The organism is Rhizobium leguminosarum bv. viciae USDA 2370 (assembly GCF_002008365.1).
In the GTDB taxonomy this organism is placed as follows: domain Bacteria; phylum Pseudomonadota; class Alphaproteobacteria; order Rhizobiales; family Rhizobiaceae; genus Rhizobium; species Rhizobium leguminosarum.
In genome coordinates this window covers 24,934-44,929 of the sequence record NZ_MRDL01000050.1, presented here as the reverse complement: position 1 = coordinate 44,929, position 19,996 = coordinate 24,934, and the positions used below count along the sequence as shown (strand labels likewise).

Annotated in this window: 23 protein-coding genes and 2 pseudogenes; 10 read left to right on the top strand and 15 right to left on the bottom strand. The window is 56.8% G+C overall.

Annotation, left to right across the window (positions count from 1 at the left end; genetic code table 11):
- Nucleotides 1–95: 95 nt before the first annotated feature.
- Both BS629_RS26500 and BS629_RS26495 read left to right on the top strand, forming a co-directional pair.
- Complete coding sequence (locus tag BS629_RS26500) at nt 96–452, top strand: hypothetical protein (RefSeq protein WP_077988579.1); 357 nt, start codon at nt 96–98, stop codon at nt 450–452.
- A 3-nt stretch (nt 453–455) separates the two neighbouring features.
- The gene (locus BS629_RS26495) at nt 456–1,073 is read left to right on the top strand and encodes a PIN domain-containing protein (RefSeq protein ID WP_029875680.1); all 618 of its coding nucleotides are present in this window, start codon (nt 456–458) and stop codon (nt 1,071–1,073) included.
- 375 nt (nt 1,074–1,448) lie between these two features.
- On the opposite strand, the pseudogene BS629_RS26490 reads toward BS629_RS26495, so the two are convergent.
- A pseudogene (locus BS629_RS26490) lies at nt 1,449–2,059 on the bottom strand (response regulator).
- A gap of 257 nt (nt 2,060–2,316) precedes the next feature.
- Between BS629_RS26490 and BS629_RS26485 the strand changes: the two are divergent.
- Nucleotides 2,317–3,303, top strand: coding sequence for a dienelactone hydrolase family protein (locus BS629_RS26485; protein WP_077988578.1), 987 nt, complete (start codon nt 2,317–2,319; stop codon nt 3,301–3,303).
- Nucleotides 3,304–3,508: 205 nt separating this feature from the next.
- On the opposite strand, the gene BS629_RS39360 is transcribed toward BS629_RS26485, so the two are convergent.
- Together BS629_RS39360 and BS629_RS26475 are read right to left on the bottom strand one after the other, a co-directional pair.
- A complete protein-coding gene (locus BS629_RS39360; RefSeq protein WP_165505236.1) occupies nt 3,509–3,679 on the bottom strand; it encodes a hypothetical protein in 171 nt (56 codons plus the stop codon).
- 383 nt (nt 3,680–4,062) lie between these two features.
- Complete coding sequence (locus tag BS629_RS26475) at nt 4,063–4,440, bottom strand: response regulator (protein WP_077988576.1); 378 nt, start codon at nt 4,438–4,440, stop codon at nt 4,063–4,065.
- A 477-nt stretch (nt 4,441–4,917) separates the two neighbouring features.
- On the opposite strand from BS629_RS26475, the gene BS629_RS26470 reads away from it, so the two are divergent.
- Complete coding sequence (locus tag BS629_RS26470) at nt 4,918–6,057, top strand: glycosyltransferase family 2 protein (RefSeq protein WP_077988575.1); 1,140 nt, start codon at nt 4,918–4,920, stop codon at nt 6,055–6,057.
- A gap of 54 nt (nt 6,058–6,111) precedes the next feature.
- Here the strand turns inward: BS629_RS26470 and BS629_RS26465 are convergent, their stop codons facing one another.
- On the bottom strand, nt 6,112–6,399 hold the full coding sequence (locus tag BS629_RS26465; protein WP_077988574.1) for a DUF1236 domain-containing protein: 288 nt from the start codon (nt 6,397–6,399) through the stop codon (nt 6,112–6,114).
- 157 nt (nt 6,400–6,556) lie between these two features.
- On the opposite strand from BS629_RS26465, the pseudogene BS629_RS40020 reads away from it, so the two are divergent.
- A pseudogene (locus tag BS629_RS40020) lies at nt 6,557–6,649 on the top strand (Crp/Fnr family transcriptional regulator); the annotation flags it as partial.
- Nucleotides 6,650–6,732: 83 nt separating this feature from the next.
- Here BS629_RS40020 and BS629_RS26460 read toward each other — a convergent pair.
- Nucleotides 6,733–7,209 carry an Hsp20 family protein gene (locus tag BS629_RS26460; protein ID WP_077988573.1) on the bottom strand — a complete coding sequence of 159 codons (477 nt, stop codon included), beginning with the start codon at nt 7,207–7,209 and terminating at the stop codon, nt 6,733–6,735.
- A 246-nt stretch (nt 7,210–7,455) separates the two neighbouring features.
- Between BS629_RS26460 and BS629_RS26455 the strand changes: the two genes are divergently transcribed.
- Together BS629_RS26455 and BS629_RS26450 are read left to right on the top strand one after the other, a co-directional pair.
- Nucleotides 7,456–7,782, top strand: a complete 327-nt coding sequence (locus tag BS629_RS26455; RefSeq protein WP_077988572.1) for a hypothetical protein — start codon at nt 7,456–7,458, stop codon at nt 7,780–7,782.
- Nucleotides 7,783–7,796: 14 nt separating this feature from the next.
- A complete protein-coding gene (locus BS629_RS26450; protein ID WP_077988571.1) occupies nt 7,797–8,096 on the top strand; it encodes a hypothetical protein in 300 nt (99 codons plus the stop codon).
- Between the two features lie 79 nt (nt 8,097–8,175).
- On the opposite strand, the gene BS629_RS26445 is transcribed toward BS629_RS26450, so the two are convergent.
- From BS629_RS26445 to lov, 5 genes are all read right to left on the bottom strand, one after another.
- Entirely contained in the window at nt 8,176–9,489 is a 1,314-nt protein-coding gene (locus tag BS629_RS26445; RefSeq protein ID WP_077988570.1) for an Nramp family divalent metal transporter, read from the bottom strand.
- Nucleotides 9,490–9,501: 12 nt separating this feature from the next.
- Entirely contained in the window at nt 9,502–9,693 is a 192-nt protein-coding gene (locus BS629_RS26440; RefSeq protein ID WP_077988569.1) for a hypothetical protein, read from the bottom strand.
- Nucleotides 9,694–9,722: 29 nt separating this feature from the next.
- Nucleotides 9,723–10,382: a DUF6766 family protein gene (locus BS629_RS26435; RefSeq protein WP_077988568.1), complete on the bottom strand. Its 660-nt coding sequence runs from the start codon at nt 10,380–10,382 to the stop codon at nt 9,723–9,725.
- A gap of 322 nt (nt 10,383–10,704) precedes the next feature.
- The gene (locus BS629_RS26430; protein WP_077988567.1) at nt 10,705–11,016 is read right to left on the bottom strand and encodes a DUF982 domain-containing protein; all 312 of its coding nucleotides are present in this window, start codon (nt 11,014–11,016) and stop codon (nt 10,705–10,707) included.
- A 164-nt stretch (nt 11,017–11,180) separates the two neighbouring features.
- Nucleotides 11,181–12,218 carry a blue-light-activated histidine kinase gene (gene lov, locus BS629_RS26425; protein ID WP_077988566.1) on the bottom strand — a complete coding sequence of 346 codons (1,038 nt, stop codon included), beginning with the start codon at nt 12,216–12,218 and terminating at the stop codon, nt 11,181–11,183.
- 211 nt (nt 12,219–12,429) lie between these two features.
- On the opposite strand from lov, the gene BS629_RS26420 reads away from it, so the two are divergent.
- Nucleotides 12,430–13,455, top strand: a complete 1,026-nt coding sequence (locus tag BS629_RS26420; protein WP_077988565.1) for a sensor histidine kinase — start codon at nt 12,430–12,432, stop codon at nt 13,453–13,455.
- A gap of 862 nt (nt 13,456–14,317) precedes the next feature.
- Here BS629_RS26420 and BS629_RS26410 read toward each other — a convergent pair.
- Nucleotides 14,318–14,845, bottom strand: a complete 528-nt coding sequence (locus BS629_RS26410) for a sigma-70 family RNA polymerase sigma factor (protein WP_077988563.1) — start codon at nt 14,843–14,845, stop codon at nt 14,318–14,320.
- 469 nt (nt 14,846–15,314) lie between these two features.
- Between BS629_RS26410 and BS629_RS26405 the strand changes: the two genes are divergently transcribed.
- Nucleotides 15,315–15,815 carry a YciE/YciF ferroxidase family protein gene (locus BS629_RS26405; protein ID WP_077988562.1) on the top strand — a complete coding sequence of 167 codons (501 nt, stop codon included), beginning with the start codon at nt 15,315–15,317 and terminating at the stop codon, nt 15,813–15,815.
- A 576-nt stretch (nt 15,816–16,391) separates the two neighbouring features.
- Here the strand turns inward: BS629_RS26405 and BS629_RS26395 are convergent.
- Both BS629_RS26395 and BS629_RS26390 read right to left on the bottom strand, forming a co-directional pair.
- A complete protein-coding gene (locus BS629_RS26395) occupies nt 16,392–17,255 on the bottom strand; it encodes an alpha/beta fold hydrolase (protein WP_077988560.1) in 864 nt (287 codons plus the stop codon).
- Between the two features lie 808 nt (nt 17,256–18,063).
- Entirely contained in the window at nt 18,064–18,312 is a 249-nt protein-coding gene (locus BS629_RS26390) for a hypothetical protein (RefSeq protein ID WP_077988559.1), read from the bottom strand.
- 239 nt (nt 18,313–18,551) lie between these two features.
- On the opposite strand from BS629_RS26390, the gene BS629_RS26385 reads away from it, so the two are divergent.
- A complete protein-coding gene (locus BS629_RS26385) occupies nt 18,552–18,770 on the top strand; it encodes a DUF6894 family protein (protein ID WP_376775208.1) in 219 nt (72 codons plus the stop codon).
- Nucleotide 18,771: 1 nt separating this feature from the next.
- On the opposite strand, the gene BS629_RS26380 is transcribed toward BS629_RS26385, so the two are convergent.
- Together BS629_RS26380 and BS629_RS39355 are read right to left on the bottom strand one after the other, a co-directional pair.
- Nucleotides 18,772–19,497: a Crp/Fnr family transcriptional regulator gene (locus BS629_RS26380; protein ID WP_077988558.1), complete on the bottom strand. Its 726-nt coding sequence runs from the start codon at nt 19,495–19,497 to the stop codon at nt 18,772–18,774.
- A gap of 294 nt (nt 19,498–19,791) precedes the next feature.
- Nucleotides 19,792–19,956, bottom strand: coding sequence for a hypothetical protein (locus BS629_RS39355; protein WP_165504988.1), 165 nt, complete (start codon nt 19,954–19,956; stop codon nt 19,792–19,794).
- Nucleotides 19,957–19,996: the final 40 nt, after the last annotated feature.

The window sequence follows — 19,996 nt, the reverse complement described above, 5'->3', positions numbered from 1 at the left end:
TGACATTCGTTGCTAGGTATGTTGACGCGAACTCCTATTGAAATTCACTGCCTCAGAAGGTATATAGGAATGGTGTATTTCTATAGGAGTCTGCGATGTCCTCTACAGTTTCGGCGAATGTCGATGGCAAAACGGCGATGAAATTGAAGGCGGTGGCCTCGATGGAAAACAGGTCCATATCGAATGCGGTTTCCAGCGCAATCGCAGTATTCGTTGGGCTGCCCAAGGGTGTCCGTGATTTCCTACTCGAGTTAAACGCACAGAACGACCAGGACACTATCAACAGGCTTGGCCGTGAAATGATGGCAGCGGCGGCGCGAGTTCGCCTTGAGAAGGCAACCACCGACCTAGCATCCGAGCACCGCTTCGGGGGGACAGAAGAAGTTTCCAGCGAGATCGACATGTTGGAAGAAGCGACGGCTCTCGCCCGTGCCGCAGCACACCGGAAGTAAGACATGGATCGTCCTGTCCGAGTGCTGCTCGATGTCAACGTCTTCGTCGGCAACATAATGGCGCACGACCGTGGCCATAAAGGAACTGCAATCCAGACTCTGGTGTCGATGGTTAGCAGCCAAAAATGGGGCATAGATGACAGAGCTCAGCTAGTCATCTCGTTCGAGATGGTCGAAACCCTCGAGACGGTTCTCCGTCGGCTGCAGTTCACGGAAGACCGCATTAAGGCGTATACCAACTCCATTATCGACATCATGAAATATGGGCCAGATTCGCTCGATCCCTATCTTATTTTGGGCGGAGAAGAGCGCTTCGCCATGTCTGACGCAGAGGATGCAGGCGTGCTAGCTACAGCCTTTGGCGCCGAAGCCGACATTCTTGTTACGGACAATTTGAGGGATTTTGCAACCAAGGACGCTTCTGTCGTAGACACGCAAGTGGTCAACACTACTCATTCGGGCCAGCGAACCCTACAGGCTTTAAGATATGAGATCGGCAGTGCGGATCTCATTGTCGCGCACCCGTTCGATGTAATGCAATGGATGCGCTTGGGCTATGATTTTACGCCGGCCACCCTCTGGAACTCCATTCAAGAGCCCGGCAATGAACCTGGCCTCTGATTGCGGGCAGCGTTCTCACTTTTGCAGTTCTGGTGGCACTTGCTACATAATTCCGCACATACCTCGCATTAGATATGAGCGGCGTGCCATGACATCACTAGCCGGACTTAAGTCCGGCTTTCCCTCGGCACGATCCGCATTAAATTCTCCTGATCCTTGCAAGGACGTCAGGCTCGTAATCCTTGCAAGGTCGTCAGGGAGGTTTAAGCATGTGGCCCAACTCCAGTCAGAACTTCCCTGATGACTCCCCAACGCCGCTATAAATGCGGAATCCTTTGCGTTTGTAGGACACGGATAGAAATCCGAACGGTCGGCGACCTCGAATCCTTGGCGATCAGCCCGTGCGCCTTCGGCGCCGTAGCTACGCTACCTCCGCTAGACACCCTGGCGCCATCTGATGGCTGCTTCCGTCCGATTGCTGGCGCCAAGCTTGGACAGTATTCGGTCATGTGATGCTTGATCGTTTTCTCCTGGAGGTCCAGACGGCGCGCGATTTGCTTGTTGGTAAGTCCGCCGGCGACCAGTTCTATCACCTCGGTTTCGCGGGGCGTCAGTGAAGCCGGTCTGTCGAGAAGAGTTTTTTCGACCTTGGCGCGCATGCTCGGCGAGATGTACCTCGAGCCTCCGACGACCGTTCGAATGGCCTCAGCAAGTCCGCGTGATCCGATACCCTTGACGATGTATCCGGCTGCGCCCCGTCGTAGTGCCGCGACAACAGAGTCGACGTCCTCCGAGGCGGTCAGCATCAGGACCTTTGTCTGTGGGCTTCGTGCCAGGATATCGGAAATCGCGTCGATTCCTCCTCCGGGCATGGACACGTCGAGCAGAAGGACGTCGGGCCTGTGGGACGTCGCCAGCGTGGTCGCGTCATCGGCGCTCGCCCCTTCGCCTACAACGACGAAATCATCAATTTCGGACAGACTGCGGCTCACCCCTTCTCGAAAAAGAGGGTGGTCGTCCACGATCGCTAGCGTGATGGCTGGCAAGCTGCACTCTCCATCTCCTCGGGCTGAAGAAAAGCCATCTGTGGTCCATCGACTGGCTGTTCGGCATAGACATGGCAAGCGTTTGGGAAACGTCTAGAGACACTCTATGAGCGACTGAACACCGGAGTTGGGCAGCAAATGCCACCAGACAATCGGGCTTGCTGGTTGGCTGGTATATCAATCCGCCTCAGGTCGAGGAAGTAATATGGTTTGGCGGCGTAACGTGCTAAGTTAGCGCCAAGTCGGAGGTGCTTGACATGGCACGCTTCATCGGAGCCGCCCTCACACTGTGCATCGTGACACTGTTCGCAGCGCACGGACACACTGGGGAAGTCCGGCCGAAATTTCCGCCAGACGAGACATTGAGAGTGCCGTCGCTCACCCTGACGGACGAGCAGTTCTTGCAGGGGAATACGGCGAATGGAGTTGCTGTGACGCTGACCGGCCAGCTCCGATTTCCCGGTTGGAACGAGCATCTGCCGGCCGTCATTCTGCTCCATGGTTCCAATGGTGCTGCCAACAGCACGCCAGCAGTCCGATGGGGCGAATTTCTCAACAGAATGGGCATCGCCACGTTCCGCCTTGATAGTTTCGGCGGTAGAGGCATAGATCAGGTCGAGACAGATCAGTCGCGCCTGAGCTTGTTCGCACAATTCTACGACACCTATCGCGCGGTCGACGCGCTCGCGGCGCACCCGCGGATCGATCCGTCACGCATCGCCGTGATGGGCTTCTCGCGCGGCGCCACCGCAGCGCTCTATACCAGCATGCGGCGCTTCCAAGCTCTCCATGGGTCAGCAAAGGCGCGTATTGCCGCACATCTTTCGTTCTACCCTGCGTGCAACTTTCACTTCATTGATGAACTCGACATTGCAGACGCACCAGTCCGCGAATTCCACGGCGCGGCGGACGACACGACCCTGGCTGTGACGTGCCTTGATTACATCACGCGTCTCAACGCCGCCGGAAAGGACGCTGTCATGACCGAGTACCCCGGCGCGCACCACGGGTTCGATAACCCCGATGCGCGGTTGGTTTCCGTTACGCAAAGCGCACAATCCTCTCGCAATTGTCAGCGCCGCGAGGAAGACGGCAAGATAATCAATGTCGAGACTGGCAAACCCTTCACCTTCAATGATGCTTGTGTGGAGCTCGGTTCAACAGTGGGCTACGACAAAGCTGCGACCGAGGCAGCGCAAGCCACGGTGAAGAAGTTCCTGACAGGAGTATTTCGCCTCAACTGATGCGATGGCTAAGCATCGAGAGCGGAACTCCAATACCGAGCTGGTGGCATTTGCTCCCGAATAGCGCTGAACACTTTTAGTTAGGCCTGCGTTATATCGTGATTTTGCAGGTCTCAGCGAAACGACATGGTATGCCGGTTCAGATATCTGATCGCGTCCGGCTCCGGCGACAGGACTGGTAGAGAATCTGAAAGATTGCGACGCGCTACTGCGTGGGGAAGCGGCTCACCATCCGGTCTTGGACGTTCTCCTTGCCGACGATCATCGCCGCAAGCGAGATGCCTTTCTCGCGGTCGGCGGCGTTTGTTATGTAGCCTGAACTATGGCCTTGGGAGCAGCGCTCTTCATGGCTGGCTTTGTCGGAACCGAACTTCATATCATCCTCCTGTTCCGTCCCTCCGCGGAGCTTCATATTACTTCAAGCCTACCATGAGAAGCAGGTCCTGGAGCGCTAGTCGGACTTAGGTCCGTCTTCCCCTCGGCGCTGTCTCACTTAAATTTTCCTCATCCTTGTTGAGAGGACACCAGGGAGGTTTTAGCGATGTTGCTGTATCCAGTCAGAACCTCCCTGGTGAAGCGCTGTCGATCCATGTTGGGCGTCATGAGGAGTTCCCCGAGGGTAGCCTTCGTTGAAAAATTCGAGCACAGCCGCTTCATACGATTGCGGAGTGGGCAGGTGCATCTCCCGACCGACAATAGGAATAGTGTCGGCAGCACTGGGTTTGGGGGGAGGAAACCGATCAACGGCGCCTCAAGCGTTCAGTGGAAGGTGGGCTTGCTCGCGACGCGATGCGTTCTTGCGTTCTTGGCTGCCATAGACAACGCGTCCACTATTCTTTCCGGACTCGCGGGTTTGGTGACGACAGCTCGGCCCTCCGGGTTTTCGACAAGGCCGGGGTTCAGGGTGAAATACACCACACCAAGTCCGAACCCGGAAAAGAGGGCGCGGGCAATGGACGGCCCGGTCAGTCCATCCCCAAGCCGGACGTCGATGATGGCGATGTCCGCTTCGGAGCCGAGCTCCAGAGCCTCTGACATGTCTCCCGCGATGCCAGTGATTTCGAATCCGGCGTCGATCGCGACCTCCTCGATCACCAGAGCGATTCCCGGTTCTTCTTCGACGATGAGCAGACGCATGTTTGGTCTCCAGGGCGGCTTCAAAATCGGCGCGGCGCTCTCTGGCGTCGCCAACGAAAACACTCCCCGCCACAAGCGGTTCCACGTGTAGGACTTCAGTCTCAAGCATCCCCAACTAAGGTCCGAGATCGGGTTGCCTCACTGAGATCGCGCGCCCGCGCCCTGTCCGCGACCCGCGTGAACGAAGTGTCGAAGGACGAGATCTTGACAGCCAGGCCCGAATTTCTTCCAGTTTTTCACCAACGTGCGGCTGACATATCTACCCTCTTCTCCGAAAGTAGAGGGTCTACGTCGGACCAAAGTCCGTTTGCGCCCGCAGAACAAAGTTAGAGTGTAGGCTTGTTGACGGCGTTCCAACAATGTCGGCGGCTGGGATTTGCCCGCCCCGAATTGAATGTAGGGAAACGGCAGAAATCAAAAGCAGTCCCTTCACCTGTACGAAAGTATCTTTGTGATTGACGTGGCGAGAGATCTGCAATGCTTTCATATAAAGTTGAAGATCGACCTGACACATTTCATTCTGACCAGCCTCTGGTCTCGGTAGTCATCCCGGCCTTCAATGCTTCCACTTACATTGAGCGCACGCTTCGGTCCGCTATGCGCCAGACCTACGCCGCCCTGGAGATTGTCGTTGTCAACGACGGTTCCACGGACGACACGGCAAAACTCGTCGAGCAGATAGTGACGTCAGACTCACGGATCCACCTCCTGTCCACCCCCAACCGCGGTGTCGCCGCCGCAAGGAATGCTGGGATCGAGGCATCATCAGGTCGATTCGTGGCATTCCTTGATGCGGACGATCTCTGGCACCCAACGAAAATCGAAAAGCAGGTGAACGCCCTCAAGCGGTTGCCCTCGCACTGGGCTGCGGTCTACACGCTGCATTACATCATCAACGAGGACGACGAGATCGTTCGCCCTGGCAGTTCCGATGTTGCAAGAGGATATATCTATGCCCGGCATCTGAATGTTAAGTATATAGGGAATGGAAGCGCGCTCCTCGTCCGGCGTGACGTCGCGCTTGCGATAGGTGGGTTTGATAGCTCATATGCAGCAGTGGGCATTGGAGGCTGCGAAGACCTCGATTTCGAGCTCAAGCTAGCCGCACGCTACTTCATCGAAGTCGTTCCCGAACGGCTGGTGGGATATCGAAAGCATCCAGGCAGCATGTCTTCCGATCACCTGCGAATGGGCAAAAGTGCTCTGGAAGTCGTCCGGCGTTCGCTGGCCGCAAATCCGCAAGTCCCCCGATACGCGATCGGAAGTGCAATCGACGCCACGCAGAAATATGCGTTTTGGGAATTCCGACAAGCTCGGAGAACGTATCTGTCAGTCGTGACCATTGGGGTGATTTTCCGAAGCGACCCGTGGTTCGTGGTTCGGCTTGTGCTCGAGAAGGGTCTGCGCGGAATACAACACTGTCTTCGTCTCGGGACGACCACAGCAAACCGTGAAGATCAGCCGCTAATGAAGAGGTTGAAATTTGACGATCATATTGGTCCTTCGCGTCTCGAATGCCCAAAGGAGACCCCGCGATTACGACGTCATCTGATACGGCTGGCTGCGGTGGATGCCAAGCTGAATTCAGCCCTCGCTCCCCGAGCGAACGGCACCTGATGCGGACGGAGGAGAGGCATCGCGGGCAGGAAGCAAGCCCGCGATACTTTGAAGTTATTTGATGACCTCAATCACTGTGCGGGTCTTCGGATTGACGAGCACACGTCTTTTGTTGACGACTACATAACCGTAATCAGGTTGATCGGGAATCTTGTGGATCTCGACCGTGTCAGGAAAAGCCGTGCCGACTGCGACGTCACCTTCAAAGGTGACGGATGGCGTTTCCTGTTTTTCGACATAGGTCCTGACCTCGCCAGGAACGACGACCGTCGTCGTCTGCGCGACCGCCGCGCCTCCGAGGGACAGAAACAGCGCTGCTGCAGAGATGACCAGTGTTTTCATGTTGTTATCCTCCCAGGATTTTTAGTGTCCCGGTAAACGCCACCGATAAGATATAGTTCCTCGGCTCCATGGAAGGCCTGCGGGTATGTTTCAACGTCGACGGTAGCGTTCTCTCTCATGTTGCACAGCTCATCACAAACGCCACAAAATACAGGGCTTGATGTGCCAAGACCGGCTGCGGGACAATGATCTGCCCCTCACCCACGAATTCCTCTCACTCATGCTCGGTGTACGGCGCTCAGGCGTTACCGGTATCACGCTTTTTGGGAAATCTTCTCTATTTCACACGGACGGGAGCGCCGCCCAAGACAGCGCTCCCGCTCCTCCTTCAAATCAGGCGGCTTCCTGCTTTTCGCCTTCGATCTGCAGAGGGGCCAGTGTTCCGGCCCTGCTGCCGATCGCGATCTTGCGGGGCTTCATCGCTTCTGGGATCTCCCGCTTAAGCTCGATGCTGAGAAGGCCGTTCGTCAAAGAAGCGTTCTCCACCTTGACGTGGTCGGCGAGTTCGAAGCGGCGCTCGAAGGCGCGGCCGGCGATACCGCGATGTAAGTATTCACCATCCTTCTCGTCGGCCTTCTGACCCTTCACCACGAGCACGTTGCGCTCTTGCGTGATCTCGAGATCGGCGTCGGCGAAGCCGGCGAGCGCCATCTTAATGCGATAGCCGTTCTCGTCCGTCTTGACGATGTCGTAGGGCGGCCAGGTGTCGATGGCCTGCAGGCGCTGCTGCGTGTTGTTCAAGAGGTTAAAGACACGGTCGAAGCCGATGCTGGACCGATAGAGCGGTGCGAAATCGAAGTCGTTTCTCATAACCAAATCCTTCGTAAAGCGAGTTGGAATGGAGACGCGGAATCCGGCGTCTCCTGGTTGCTGTCGGCCCCATCGGGCGACCGACGGAAAATGATCTGGTCTCGAGCGTTTTTTGATTCAAGAGGCGCTTCAAAAAAAATTTGAGCGGCGCGCTTCGAACCTCTTGAATGCTGGTTTCGTTGAAACAATCTCCTTTTCACCTGGAGATTTTCGCTCCGTTAGCTGGAAGTTTTTAGGAGATGCAAGATGAAAACGAAAGGCTCTGAACACACTACCCCCCACGAGGCGGTCGACGCGATATCCGCGTCGCACATTCTTCACCCGCACCGACACTTCGACCGCCCGGAGGAGGTCGTCTCAGCGCGGCTTTCGAGTGACGAGAAACGAGCAATTCTCGCTTCGTGGGCTTCTGACCTTCACGCGGTCGAATCGTTGCCGGAACTACGCCATCCGCCGGGCCTTCCCCGTCCGGTTCGATACAGAGACATTCTTGACGCGCTCAAGAAGCTCGACGAGTGGCGAGACAAGGGCTCGCAGACGCGGCCCGCGCGCCATGAGGTTTTGCTTGGATAAGCGGGAGGCCGAACATGAAAGTCAGGCAAACCCGACCTCGGATTGTCACCACTACCTATGATCCCGTGCCACAGCGGCTCTTGGTGATTTCCCGCTATGTGGAGAACATCCGCCGCCTTGCACGGCTGGCGGACCGCATCGGCCACAGCGAGCTCGGCACGGCAATGATGGAGGTGGCAGGCTGTATGGAAAGGATGTCCAACGACATCGCGGTGAGCGCAACCGGCGCGGTCATCTTGCGGCGGGCCGCGAGGCTTATTGGTACCGTCGAAGGTCTTCTGGAGAGGCAGGCGAAGCTTTCAGTGCTGCATTAGGTTGGGACCATTGCGCGGGGTGAACACTTGAATTGGCATTGGTAAAAATCCGCCAGCCCGAGGGAGGTTCCAGCGGACGTCATGTTTTGAGAACGATCATTGCAATCGCCGCCATCGCCATGACTACGGTGGCGGCCCAGCCGAAGAATAAAACGGTCTTGGAGGCTGTGAATTGTTTCATTCGTTCGTGACGGCTGACCACCATCATCATTGCCACCATGATCGGCACCGCGACGAAACCGTTGATAACAGCACTCCAAAACAGCATTTTTATGGGATCGATAGGCATAAACTCGAGGCCAAGTCCCAGCAGGGTGGCAGCCGCGATCACTCCATAGAACCCGTAGGCCTCCCACGGCTTGTGCTCCAGGCCACATTTCCAGTCCTGGCTCTCGCCAAAGGCATAGGCTGCGGATCCCGCAAGCACCGGAATGGACAGCATGCCGGTCCCGATGATGCCGAGGCTGAACAGCACGAATGCGAACTCGCCCGCGAGAGGTTTGAGGGCCTCGGCGACATCGGCAGCCGACGCAATCTCGGTCTTGCCATGAGCATGGAGTGTGGCTGCGGTGCTCATGATGATGGCGATCGCGACGATGTTGGAAACCGCCATTCCGGCAAAGGTGTCGAGACGGATTCGCTTGAGTTCCTTCGGAGCCTGTCTCGGGTCGCTCTTGAGCGGCTCTGCGCTGTCGTTGCCATCAATCTCCTCGACCTCTTGGCTCGATTGCCAGAAAAAAAGGTAGGGGCTGATCGTGGTTCCGAGGATCGCCACGATGACCGTAAAACTGTCCCCTGACAGGGGAAAGGACGGCCATATGAAGCCCTTCAGAGCCGCGACCCAATCGATCTCGACAACGAACAGAACGGCGGCATAGCTCAACAACACGAGCGTCAGCCATTTGAGATATCGTGCGTAGCTTTCGTAGCGAATGAACATCTGCATCGTGAGGGACAGAACAGCGAAAACCATGGTTACCGGAAGACTCGGTATTCCAGTGGCGAGTTCCGCGGAAGCTCCCATTGCAGCAAGGTTGGCACCGATGTTAATCGTGTTCGCCACGAATAGAAGCAGTACCAGTCCGACGACAACTGGCTTGGGCCATATCGCCCCGATGTTGGTGGCGAGGCCGCATCCCGTGACACGGCCGATGCGGGCGCTGATGAGCTGGATCGCCGACATCAATGGATAGGTCAGCAGCATCGTCCAGAGCATATTGAAGCCGAACTGAGCTCCGGCCTGCGAGTAGGTCGCGATACCGCTTGGATCGTCGTCGGCGGCTCCGGTAATCAGTCCGGGACCGAGCTGCTTCAGGACCGAACCATGCTTTCCAGCCGCGCGGGGTGTCGGGTGCGCTTCGCGTGGCAATGGGTCACTGAATGAAGTTTCCATGCGCTCCTCCCGTCACGCATAACTATCTCGAAGGTAACGGCTTTCAAGATGCCAGAACGTTATCAGCGGATGACCAAAAGCGGCCCGGTCGAATTTTTCGTCATCACGAACTTGGGTGCGATGGCCGGCCAGGCGAAGCGCGGGCACACGCGTCTCGCCGGACGCTATCTGCAGGGTCTCAAGTTTGAAGCTTTCGAAAAACATGCCCCCCGTCCATACAGATCTCGAAGTGTTCAGGCCCCCGTCTCGCGATGCGAGGAAGCGACAGGCTTTGACTCCGGCGACCCCTTAAAGCGCAGGAAGATCGACAGAACGACCACGACCGCGGTCGACAGGAATTCAGATTGCCAGTTCTGCAGGGATTCGAACCAGAACTGCGCACTCGCAAGATGGTCGACCATGGTGATTGGAGGCTGACCGTGTATCAGCGCCTCGGCGCTCTCGGCCTTCGCGCTGTAGCGAAGATGCAGCAAAAAGGTTACAAGAAACAGCATGCCAAGTGCGATCCCCAACGAGTAGGAATAGAGAAATCTTGTGAAGCCGCCAACGCGGACCGGCCACGGCACCTCTGGGTCATTCTGCCTTAAGGCGGGGTCCTCATCCTGCTCGGCAGGCTCGTCCGGATCCTTGGATTCAGCCGATCCTCGCTGGAAGAGAAAAGCGGTCAGCATCACGTAGGCCGACATCTGCAAAAATTCGCTTTCCCAGTTCTCAAAAAGCGATGAAAGGAAATGCCCGGACGCAGCGTAGGCTGCCAGTCCAATCTGCGCAGCACCATGCTCGGCGAGTTGGTAATCGTAGACAAAATAACCCGTTACCAGCATGCCACCGATCGTCAACAGCGATGCCGTTGCGAGAGTGATCGACAGTCCGTTGTCGCGTAAAGGACGCATCGTGTTTCCCTCTTCCGAGATACTGCTTCGCAGTAACCCCTCATCAGGAATTACGTTCCCACTTATGCGGTCGTGCGGCGCCGGCCCTCGTGGGTGATTCCGTGCGTTGGCAAAGTGTCTGGCCATTTGTGCGCGCCATGGAGGACGCGAAGGATACGAACCGCTGCTTCGGTGATTGCATACGCTTGACGCCCTCCCGTCCGACAGCGAAATGCCGGCTGACAGCCGGAAGTCCCATCACGGCGTTCGCCCAGCCATTTACGAGGAAAAGTGCGCTTATACCAGACCTCGCCCCACCCGAGGCGAGATCATCGTTTCTGCTTTAACTGGCAACGAGACGTGCTGGCCGAGCCGGATGCGTGGTCGGCTTTCTCTTCCACGGGGCAAGGATGGACGGCATGCCGGCTTCGAGGCAGGCCGCCACGAAGGCCTCGCGCGCGACGATGCTGGGAACAGCCCCGTTGAGAGCGCCACGGCACGTCTTCACCGCGCGTTCATGGCGCTCTCCATGACGCAGCGGCCATTCGTTCTCGAGAAAATCCAAGGCGTCGTAGGCTCCTGTGAAGGTGCGCTCCAAACCGCACTGCAGCCGGATTCTCACCGGCCGGGTCCACGGAACATCGTTCAGCGGCATCTTTTCCTCCTTTCATGCCACCAATGGTCCTTATGAAAATCATATTGGGGCAGGTCCCCGGCTGTTCAAGGGCCATCACAATCAATCCCATTTCCGAGTCACCGGGGGCCGTCTCTAATTTCGAGGGCGGGTCCCTTCCTCACTTCTCTTGCGCCGAGGTGTCGTTATGCGGAGGTCGAGCCTGCCGATGGGATCTCAATGTCGATAAGCAGCCCTTCGTCCGACCAGATTTTCTGAAGGCGTCCTTTAAGCTGCTTTTCAACCATTGCGCCGACAATCACCGTACCAAAACCTCGTTTGGCCAATTTGGGTGGAGTGGGGGCGCCCACCTCCTGCCAACGGATGTAAAAGCCGGCCCCTGATGGTCCGGGCTTCCAACTGATCGAAAGCCTGCCTTGTGCATTGGCAAGGGCACCGTGATGGGCTGCGTTGACCGCGAGCTCATGGAGTACGAGCGCAAGAGGCTGAACGACCGGCGCAGGCATTTTGACATCCGGCCCGCTAAAAAAGGCGCGGGTGGACGCGAACGGCGTCACCTGTTGGCGAATGAGTTCCTCAACAGAAATGTTTGTCCATCCCCGTGCAGCAAGCAAGGTATGGGCACGGGCGAGCGCGTGCACGCGGTGTTGAATGGCGGCGGCGTAAAGCGCGGGGTCTTCGGCGTTGCTCAGGCGGACGATGCTGTCGACGATCGCCAAGACATTCTTGGATCGATGGTCGACCTCCATCAGCAGGCGATGTTCGGAGGCCTCCAGTGCCTCGATCCGCCGGTATTCCGTCATGTCGATTTGAGACCCGAAGAAATACAGGATCCTTCCGTCATCCCCATGGACGGGACTGAGATGCAAGCGATTCCAGAACTGCTCCCCACTCTTCTTGTAATTGAGGATCTCGACGCTGACCTCACGCTCGCCGGCGATAGCGGCACGAATTTCTGCGACGGCGATTGGAGACGTCGCGGGGCCCTGCAGGAAACGACAGTTGCGGCCTAGCACTTCTTGGGCCGTGTAACCTGTCAGCTCGAGGAATGCCTTGTTCGCGAGCACGATCGGAAGATCGGGTTTGCGGCCGTCGGTGACGACCATCGGCATCCTGGTGCGTTCAAATGCGATCGCTGCCAACTCTTTCCGATCGGCAGAAGCTGCTTTTGAAGATGCGGAGGGCAAATCCCCGTGGAGTTTTTCTTTGGTATGGGCTGTCATGCTTCCACGCTCACAAAGTCGTCGGCTGATAACGTAGCTTGTGTATCTTTGTTTCCGAGAAGATCGCTTGCGTGACGTACTCGATTCACTCATCCGACACCTGCCGGACGAAGTGCCACACACCCACGATCTTGGCCAACACGATGGCCCCCGCTATAGAATCTGGATGTGGTCGATCACCCTTGCAGCTCCGAAGGATCAGGCGCACCATATGATCATGAAACTCTTCTCCAGTTCCAGCCGCTCCCGAGAGCGCTTTCTCGAAGCGATCCTGCAGAGCGCGATCGAGTATGCGATCATCTCTATGGATCTGGATGGCTTGGTGACCACGTGGAATGAGGGTGCGCGCCGGATTCTCGGATGGGACGAGGCTGAGATTATCGGCAAGCCCGCGGCCATGATTTTCACCGAGGAAGACAGGCTGGCCGGAATTCTCCAGTCGGAAATGGCTGCCGCTTTAACCGAAGGTCATGGCAATGATGAGCGCTGGCACGTTCGCAAGGACGGCTCTTTGTTCTGGGCGTCGGGTCAGATGATGGCGTTGACGTCGGACGACGGCGAAGTCGAGGGTTTCGTGAAGATTCTGAGAGATCGCACCGAGCAGAGAGAAAACGAGGAGCGACAGCGCGTCCTGATGCACGAACTCTCGCACCGCATGAAAAACACGCTGGCCGTCGTTCAGGCGATCACCAGCCAATCCTTCCGAAACGCTAGCTCTATGGAGGATGCCGAGAATTCGATCACGGCACGCATCAATGCTTATTCAAAGGCGCACGACATTTTGCTGCAGCAGGATTGGTTGGGTACGACCATGGCAACGATTGTCGAGGCGACCGCGATTAATCTCGGACTTGAGACGTCGGGACGTTTCCAAGCGAGCGGTCCTGCAGTTGAATTGGGTCCACAGGCAGCCCTTTGCTTCTCCCTCGTGCTGCACGAACTCGTCACCAACGCCAGCAAGTATGGTGCGCTGTCGGTAGATACAGGGACCGTCAAAATCGAATGGTTCGTGCGAGACGAGGTGGGCGACAAGCGCCTGAACTTCATTTGGCAGGAGGTCGGAGGCCCGGCGGTGGAAGCTCCGAGCAAGAAGGGGTTCGGCACACGGCTCGTCAGCTCCAGTCTGTCCGCCTTCGGGGAGGTCTCTCTTGATTACGCCCCAACCGGGCTCATCCTGAGGTTGGATGCGCCGCTTCAGACGCTGCAATATAAGAACTATTCCGACGCCAAGGAATAATTTGATTGCAAAGCTAGTAAGGCCGGCGCTCGAGAAATCAAAGACATCGATGATGTCATCGCGATGACGGTTGGATTTTCCTTGTCCAGGCAACAGCGAACCCAATCCAAAAGTTGGTTCACGACGGTCTGGCAGTTGCTAAGGTTCGTCGACAGGATCGCCGTTTGGGTTGGGCACCGGTGCCTCCCTTATATCTCGAGCCGGAGGTTTATGATCGCCAGGCTCCGGTGGCGCTTCCTTACGCTCAGGGCGATTGACAGGCTGCTCTTTAGGATTGGCCACCTTTGATGGGTCATTGTTCTTTCTGGACATAGACCGTCCTCCATACAAAGGTACGAACAGACTGGCGCGATCGAAAGTTCCGAGACAACCAGACTGCCGTGGTCAGAGCACATGGTCCGTCTGCAGCGTAGGTAGCGGCACTCAGCCGGCATGACGCTTGATAGACGCTTAGGACAAAGCGGATGCAGACGGACAAGCGCCAGTAAGTGACGTCCTTCCCCGAGGCGGCATCCGGTGGCATTTACCGCAGACAGACCTTGGAACCGGCTCACTCTTCAGTTGATTTCCCTTTGAACTGCATGACAACGCCATTTGGCGCGATGGACTGATATGAGGCGAAGGCCTTGGCAAAGCATTCCTCACGTCGGGCAATGGGACGATGTCCGGCTGATTGGCGCGGCGGCCCTCCTCCGGTTCCGGATCAGGAGAAGGCTCCTCGCCAGGAAAGCGAGCGGGTCCGGTGGCGGGGGCACGATCGGTTCGAATGGAACGGACATTGGCATTCCTTCTTCGTCCGCTTACAGGCTGTGTGAGGACCATGCTCGACAACACGTAACGAATCGCGGAAGCAGGAGCGCGATCAGTCGACCAGTTGGTTCCCAAGCAGCGACTGCAAGGTGTCACGGGCGCGGCTGACGCGGCTTTTCAAAGTGCCGATCCGGCAGCCGCAGATCCGTGCGGCATCTTCATAGCTCGTTCCGGCGGCCACTAGCGTTAGCGCACGGCGTCTGTCCTCGGAAAGGCGCGTCAGCGCCTGTCGCAGCTCGCGCTCGCGAAGCGCCCACTCCTGGCTCGGGGCGATTGCGATCTGTGCCACGGTCACATCCATTCCCACCGGCTCGCGCTGCCGACGACGATAGTTGCTGCAGAACGTGTTTCGAAGGATGGTGAAGAGCCAGGATCTGAGAGAGGTGCCGGGTTGGTAGAGCTGGATCGAATTAAACGCCTTCACCAGCGTTTCCTGCACGAGATCATCGACGTCATCCTGACTGCGCAGGAATCTTCGGGCAAAGGCGCGCAAAGCCGGTGTCAGTTCGACAATCTCCAACTCGATCGAAGATGTTTCTTCGCAATGCGACGCGGGACGTGGTGAAGATAGAGACGTCATTTTTCTCTCCTGAGATCAAAAGGAAAGTCCCAAACATCTTATTCGTTGCTGTGCGATATCGGACAAACGTCTCGTTTTCGCTCGTCAAGCAGCCCTCCTCTCATGATGACAGAATGCACATAGACGCGAAGAGGCAGTTTGTGAATCGTCCTAAGGCTGGAGGGCGACACGATCCGGACTCGAAACGCCGATCCGGTAAAAATCGTTCCCACGCGATGCCGCATTGCATTGATAACATTCACGTTATCCGACGAACCCCGTGAGCAATGCCGCCAAGTCTCGTGAAAAATAGGCAGATGAGGAACAACAAACGGCGCCAAATGTTTGAACTGTCGCCGACTGCAGCCCTTTAAGTCGGTCTCGTCCTTGGCCGAACCGAGCTGACGCCTTCGATACCGGGGCGTCATCTCCGCGCTGAAAAGTTCGACCGAGCGAGAGTTCACTTTTCAACACGCCATAGGAGGACTAAATGGCAACCGAGAAGACGCTGAACGATCTGTTCCTCGACACGCTCAAGGACATCTACTACGCCGAAAAACAGATCTTGAAGGCGCTGCCGAAAATGGCCCGCGCCGCCCAGTCGGAGGAGGGCAAAGCCGGTTTTCTGCAGCATCGAGACGAGACCCAAGCCCAGATCGAACGTCTGGAACAGGTTTTTGAAATGATCGGCAAGCCGGCACGCGGCAAGACCTGCGAAGCTATTCAGGGCATCATTGCAGAAGCTGATGAGATTATCGAAGAGTTCAAGGGCTCGGTTGCCCTGGATGCCGGACTGATCTCTTCGGCGCAGGCCGTGGAGCACTACGAGATCGCCCGCTATGGCACGTTGATTGCATGGGCCAAGCAACTCGGCCACAAGGATGCCATTCCGCTTCTTCAGGCAACGCTTGCGGAAGAAGTGGCGACCGACAAGAAACTCACGCAGATTGCCGAATCCTCGGCGAATGCCAAGGGAAAGCGAGCGGCCTGATATAGCAACGCGCCTTCACGGCCGCCGCATGGCGGCCGTTCCTCATCGGCTTTTGCACCCCGCTTCGACGATAGACAAGCCATTATGTCGTTGTGCTAGATGAGTTCGACATGAACGTAATTAGTTTCACTAAACTCCGCGACATCCGCGAACGGCCTGACGCTCAATTCGTCCGAAAGGACGAACACGGGCAGGTAATGTATCTCTTCGCACTTGAATACGAGATGGGGCCATCGACTTGGTCCGCCAAGATCTGGGCCTATTCATTTGAAGATGCCGAAATGCGAGTGAAGGCAATGCGTGAGAGCCTTGCAGTCTGCGGGCAGATGCATGCGTCGATAGGCGCTTAGTCGACCGCAATCGATCGACGGTGGACAGCTAGGTCAACCGGGAGGACCTCAATCCTGGCGACCGATGCAGTCAAGAGCGGTGCCAACTCATAATGCCCTCAGACTACAAGGCATTGAGCGAGCTGGCAGAACGCGGCCGCATCAGAGCGAACTGAGGAACTCTTCCGTGGTGATGAGATCGAGCTGCACGAAAAATCGCCCAGCACTTAAAGGGCAATCATCGATACTATTTCGTCAGAAAATTGGCGATTGCTTTTGCCAGAGCGACAGGGTTTTCTTCCGCCACATGATGCCCGCTATCGATGCCAAACCCGCTTACGTCGATCGCCCAGTCCTTCCAGATCGCTACCGGATCGCCGTAAATCTGCTCGAGATCATCCCGGAGCGACCAAAGGCAAAGCATTGGACAGCCGATCTTCCTACCCGCGTCGCGATCAGCCTTGTCATGGATATGGTCGATGCGAATGCCGGCGCGGTAGTCCTCGATCATCCCATGGACGGTTTCGGGCCGATGGATGGCCTCGTGAATATCAGCGTATGCCTCTTGGCCCATGAGATCTGGCGAGAGTTTATCGTACCATGCGCCGGGATCGGCTGAGATCACGCGCTCAGGCTTATCCGGCTGTGCGAAGAAGAACCAGTGGTACCAGTCTCGCGCGAACTTCCAGTCGGCTCGCTCAAGATGTTCGAGGACCGGTAGGCCATCTATGACGATAAGTTTCCGCACCGCGTCCCGATGGTTCATCGCCATTCGGAAGGCCGTCAGGCTGCCACGGTCATGTCCAACGAGAAAGAAATCGTCATGCCCCATTCGTCGCATCAGTTCCACAAGAGCCGCTGCCTTCGCCTGTTTGGACGAGTGGCGGCTGTCAGGTGCGTCTCGAGGTATGTAGGACTGGCCGAAGCCAGGGATGTCCGGGCAGGCGACGGTAAACGATGGCGCGAGAAGGTCGGCTACTTTCCCCCAGGTCATGTGGGTCCGCGGGTGCCCGTGCAGGAGAAGAAGAGCGGGACCGCTTCCCCCCACCCGAAGCCGAACGTCACCCGCGTCAATGCGAACCGTTTGCAGTTTGAAGCCATCGAAGGCCATTGCTATCACCTTAGATTTGGGTTCGCGACGTCACATACGCCTTAGCGGTTTTGATCGAATGAGGGTGCCGGCCTGCATTGCTTCCGAAGGTCTCGCCTTTTAGTTCTTGTCGGCCTTCTCGACCCTGTGAGTCTCGCGCTGTTTCGATGCGGTGCCTTCGGATGACGTTCTGCGTCTCCCTTCGATCGTGGAGAACAACGTCGGACGGCCGAAAAAGTTTGGCGGGATCGAAAAGCCCTTAGGGCCGTCAGCGAGACGCATGAAGAGGCTGTGTCACTGCTTACCGCCAGTTGATCAGGCGCTTGCCAATGTAGGCGATTTGGCGGAAAGTTCTCGACGTGGCCCTTGTGGTCTAAGCAGCCTGCCAGGATCGGAGAACGCCGTGCCTCTGAGAAACATTCTGGCCGCAGCAGCAATCATGTTCCTGACATTATCAGGGTGCGCAACCAGTGAATCGGATAACACAAGCTACGCACAGCCGCAGGGGATTGGCCCAGTTCGCGGCGATATGGGCGGTTACTAGCCCATCGAGGGCGTCTTGACCGTCAAAGACGGCGATGGCCGGCGGTGCATCGATGCCGAGTTCGCGCGCTGCGGCAATCACATTGTCTAGACCTACGTCTTCGGCCAGCGTCGTCGCAGCCAACGCGGGCTGCGATGCTCCGACCGTCTTTCCTTCACCGTCCAGGGCACTGGAAGTTAGGACCTCATTGCGGGCTTTAATCAGACGTTGGCCCCAGCCCGTAGGATTCGGTTGCCTACTGCGCGGGAAAACGGGGAGTCACGCCAAGAGAGAAGACCGATATCGCTAGTGATGAGACGTAGACGACGGCGCGTTGACCTTCAGCGAGTCAGGGCTAGCAAACTTCATGATCAGCAGCGTGACCAGTTCCTCGCGCGTCCTGTGTCCTTGATTATAGAGGTCGACCGCCGCGCTGCAAAGCAACTGTGTTGATTGTTCCGTTGGCGTGGCGTGATTATGCCGGTACCAGGTCCGAACAGCCTCCGAAAGCACGTTCACGTCTTCCATCTGGAGTGAAGGATTGAACTCCATCATATCATCCTCCTAAGCGCGCCACTCCGGATCCGTCTTGAGTTGGCGCTCGCGCTAGAAATTAATCCATTGATTTCTCGATGCCAACTATCAGTGCGATTGCGCACAGTGGCTGTAAGGGCATCGGCACCGATGACGAAAGTATGCCCGATGCTGTTGATCTGGATGCCGCGGAACGGCAAAATAAGCGGCTTATCCTGCTGGGCTTTGAAGGATTTCGAATGCCACGCTTCTAATTCAACATTTTGTCTGAAGCAGGATCGCTCGACGACTGGGAAGGAACCGAGCTTGCTGATTTGGATGCCGCTCGCATTGAAGCGGTGCGTGATGCTCGCGCATTGATGAGCAGTGCCGTGCTGCTTGGATATGACATTGCGTCAAGAAGCGTCGAAATCAGAAACGAAACAGGCGATATCCTGCTCGTGTTGCCCTTTTCGGAAGCGGTTAAGCGACTAGGCTGATCTACCTGGCGCGGAGTGGAAGACCCAGCAACCTTTCATATTCGCGCTCCGGCACTCCATAGCAGCCACCGGCAATTTCGATCAATTTTTCCCTGTCCACTATTCGCACGTTTCCGCGGGTCGATCTGATCGCGTGGACACCCTCAAGCACATGTAGTTCATTGGTCACGCCGGAACGCCGTACGCCGAGCATCAACGCCAAAAATTCATGGGTAATTGCCAGGTTGTTGCCTTCAAGCCGGTCGTGACACATCAGGATCCACCGAGCCAGCCGTTCATGCATGTTGTAGCGGGCGTTCGCCAGCGCCGAATGGGCGAGCTGCAGCACGGTTGTGTGAACATAGCGAAGGAAGAAATCCCTCATCTCGGGATCATCGGCGAGCGCGCGCTGAAACGTCTCCATCGGCACCATGATTCCCAACCCTGCGACTTGCATGAAGGTGCGCGTGGGGGTGGTCTCCACCGCCAGGACAACGTGCATGCCGGATGCGCCTTCGCGCCCGATGTGGCCAATTTCCACCACTTCTTCGTCGGTGCTGCTGACAACCATGGATCCCAAGCCTCTTTCCAAGAAGCAGACATGCGTGGTTGGGACGTCGCTGGCAACAAGAACGTGCCGCAATGGCAGGTCGACGCGCTCCATCCCTTCTGAGAGGCGTGCGAAGCGGTCCGCGCTCAACATTTTCAGCAGGGTATTTTCGACAGTCGATTGGTCAATGTGAGTCATAGCAGCTCCGCATGGGGAGCTTGGATGTCAAACCAAACGCCTGTGAGTTGGTGAAAAAACTACGGGACGGCCGTTGGTTTGACCATAGGTCCCCAGGAAGTGTGCGTTTATGACAAAACCGCACATAAGCCGCTGAACTTGTTGACAATCAGCGACGAAAAATCGGTAGCGATCTTTCGATCGCCTGCCAAAGACCCTAGCACATTTCGCTTCGGCATGCGCGCTCATTGCGAAAGGACGAGCGATTCACGATACAAATATCTGCCTTTTGTGGATCGTTGAGATTAGTCGCAATCAATCTCGCCAGCCAAGTCGGTAGCAATGCGCTTCGCCGGTCAGGACGGCCGCCTTTCGGTCAGCATAGGGACCCGGCAGATAGACCGTGACTCCGCGGAAACTGACGATCACCGCCTTTGTCACGCTGTCGAAGAAGATGGTCATATCCGGCTCGTAGGCCATTTCTGTTTCCTGACGATGCTTACTCCATCGAGATGTGCTC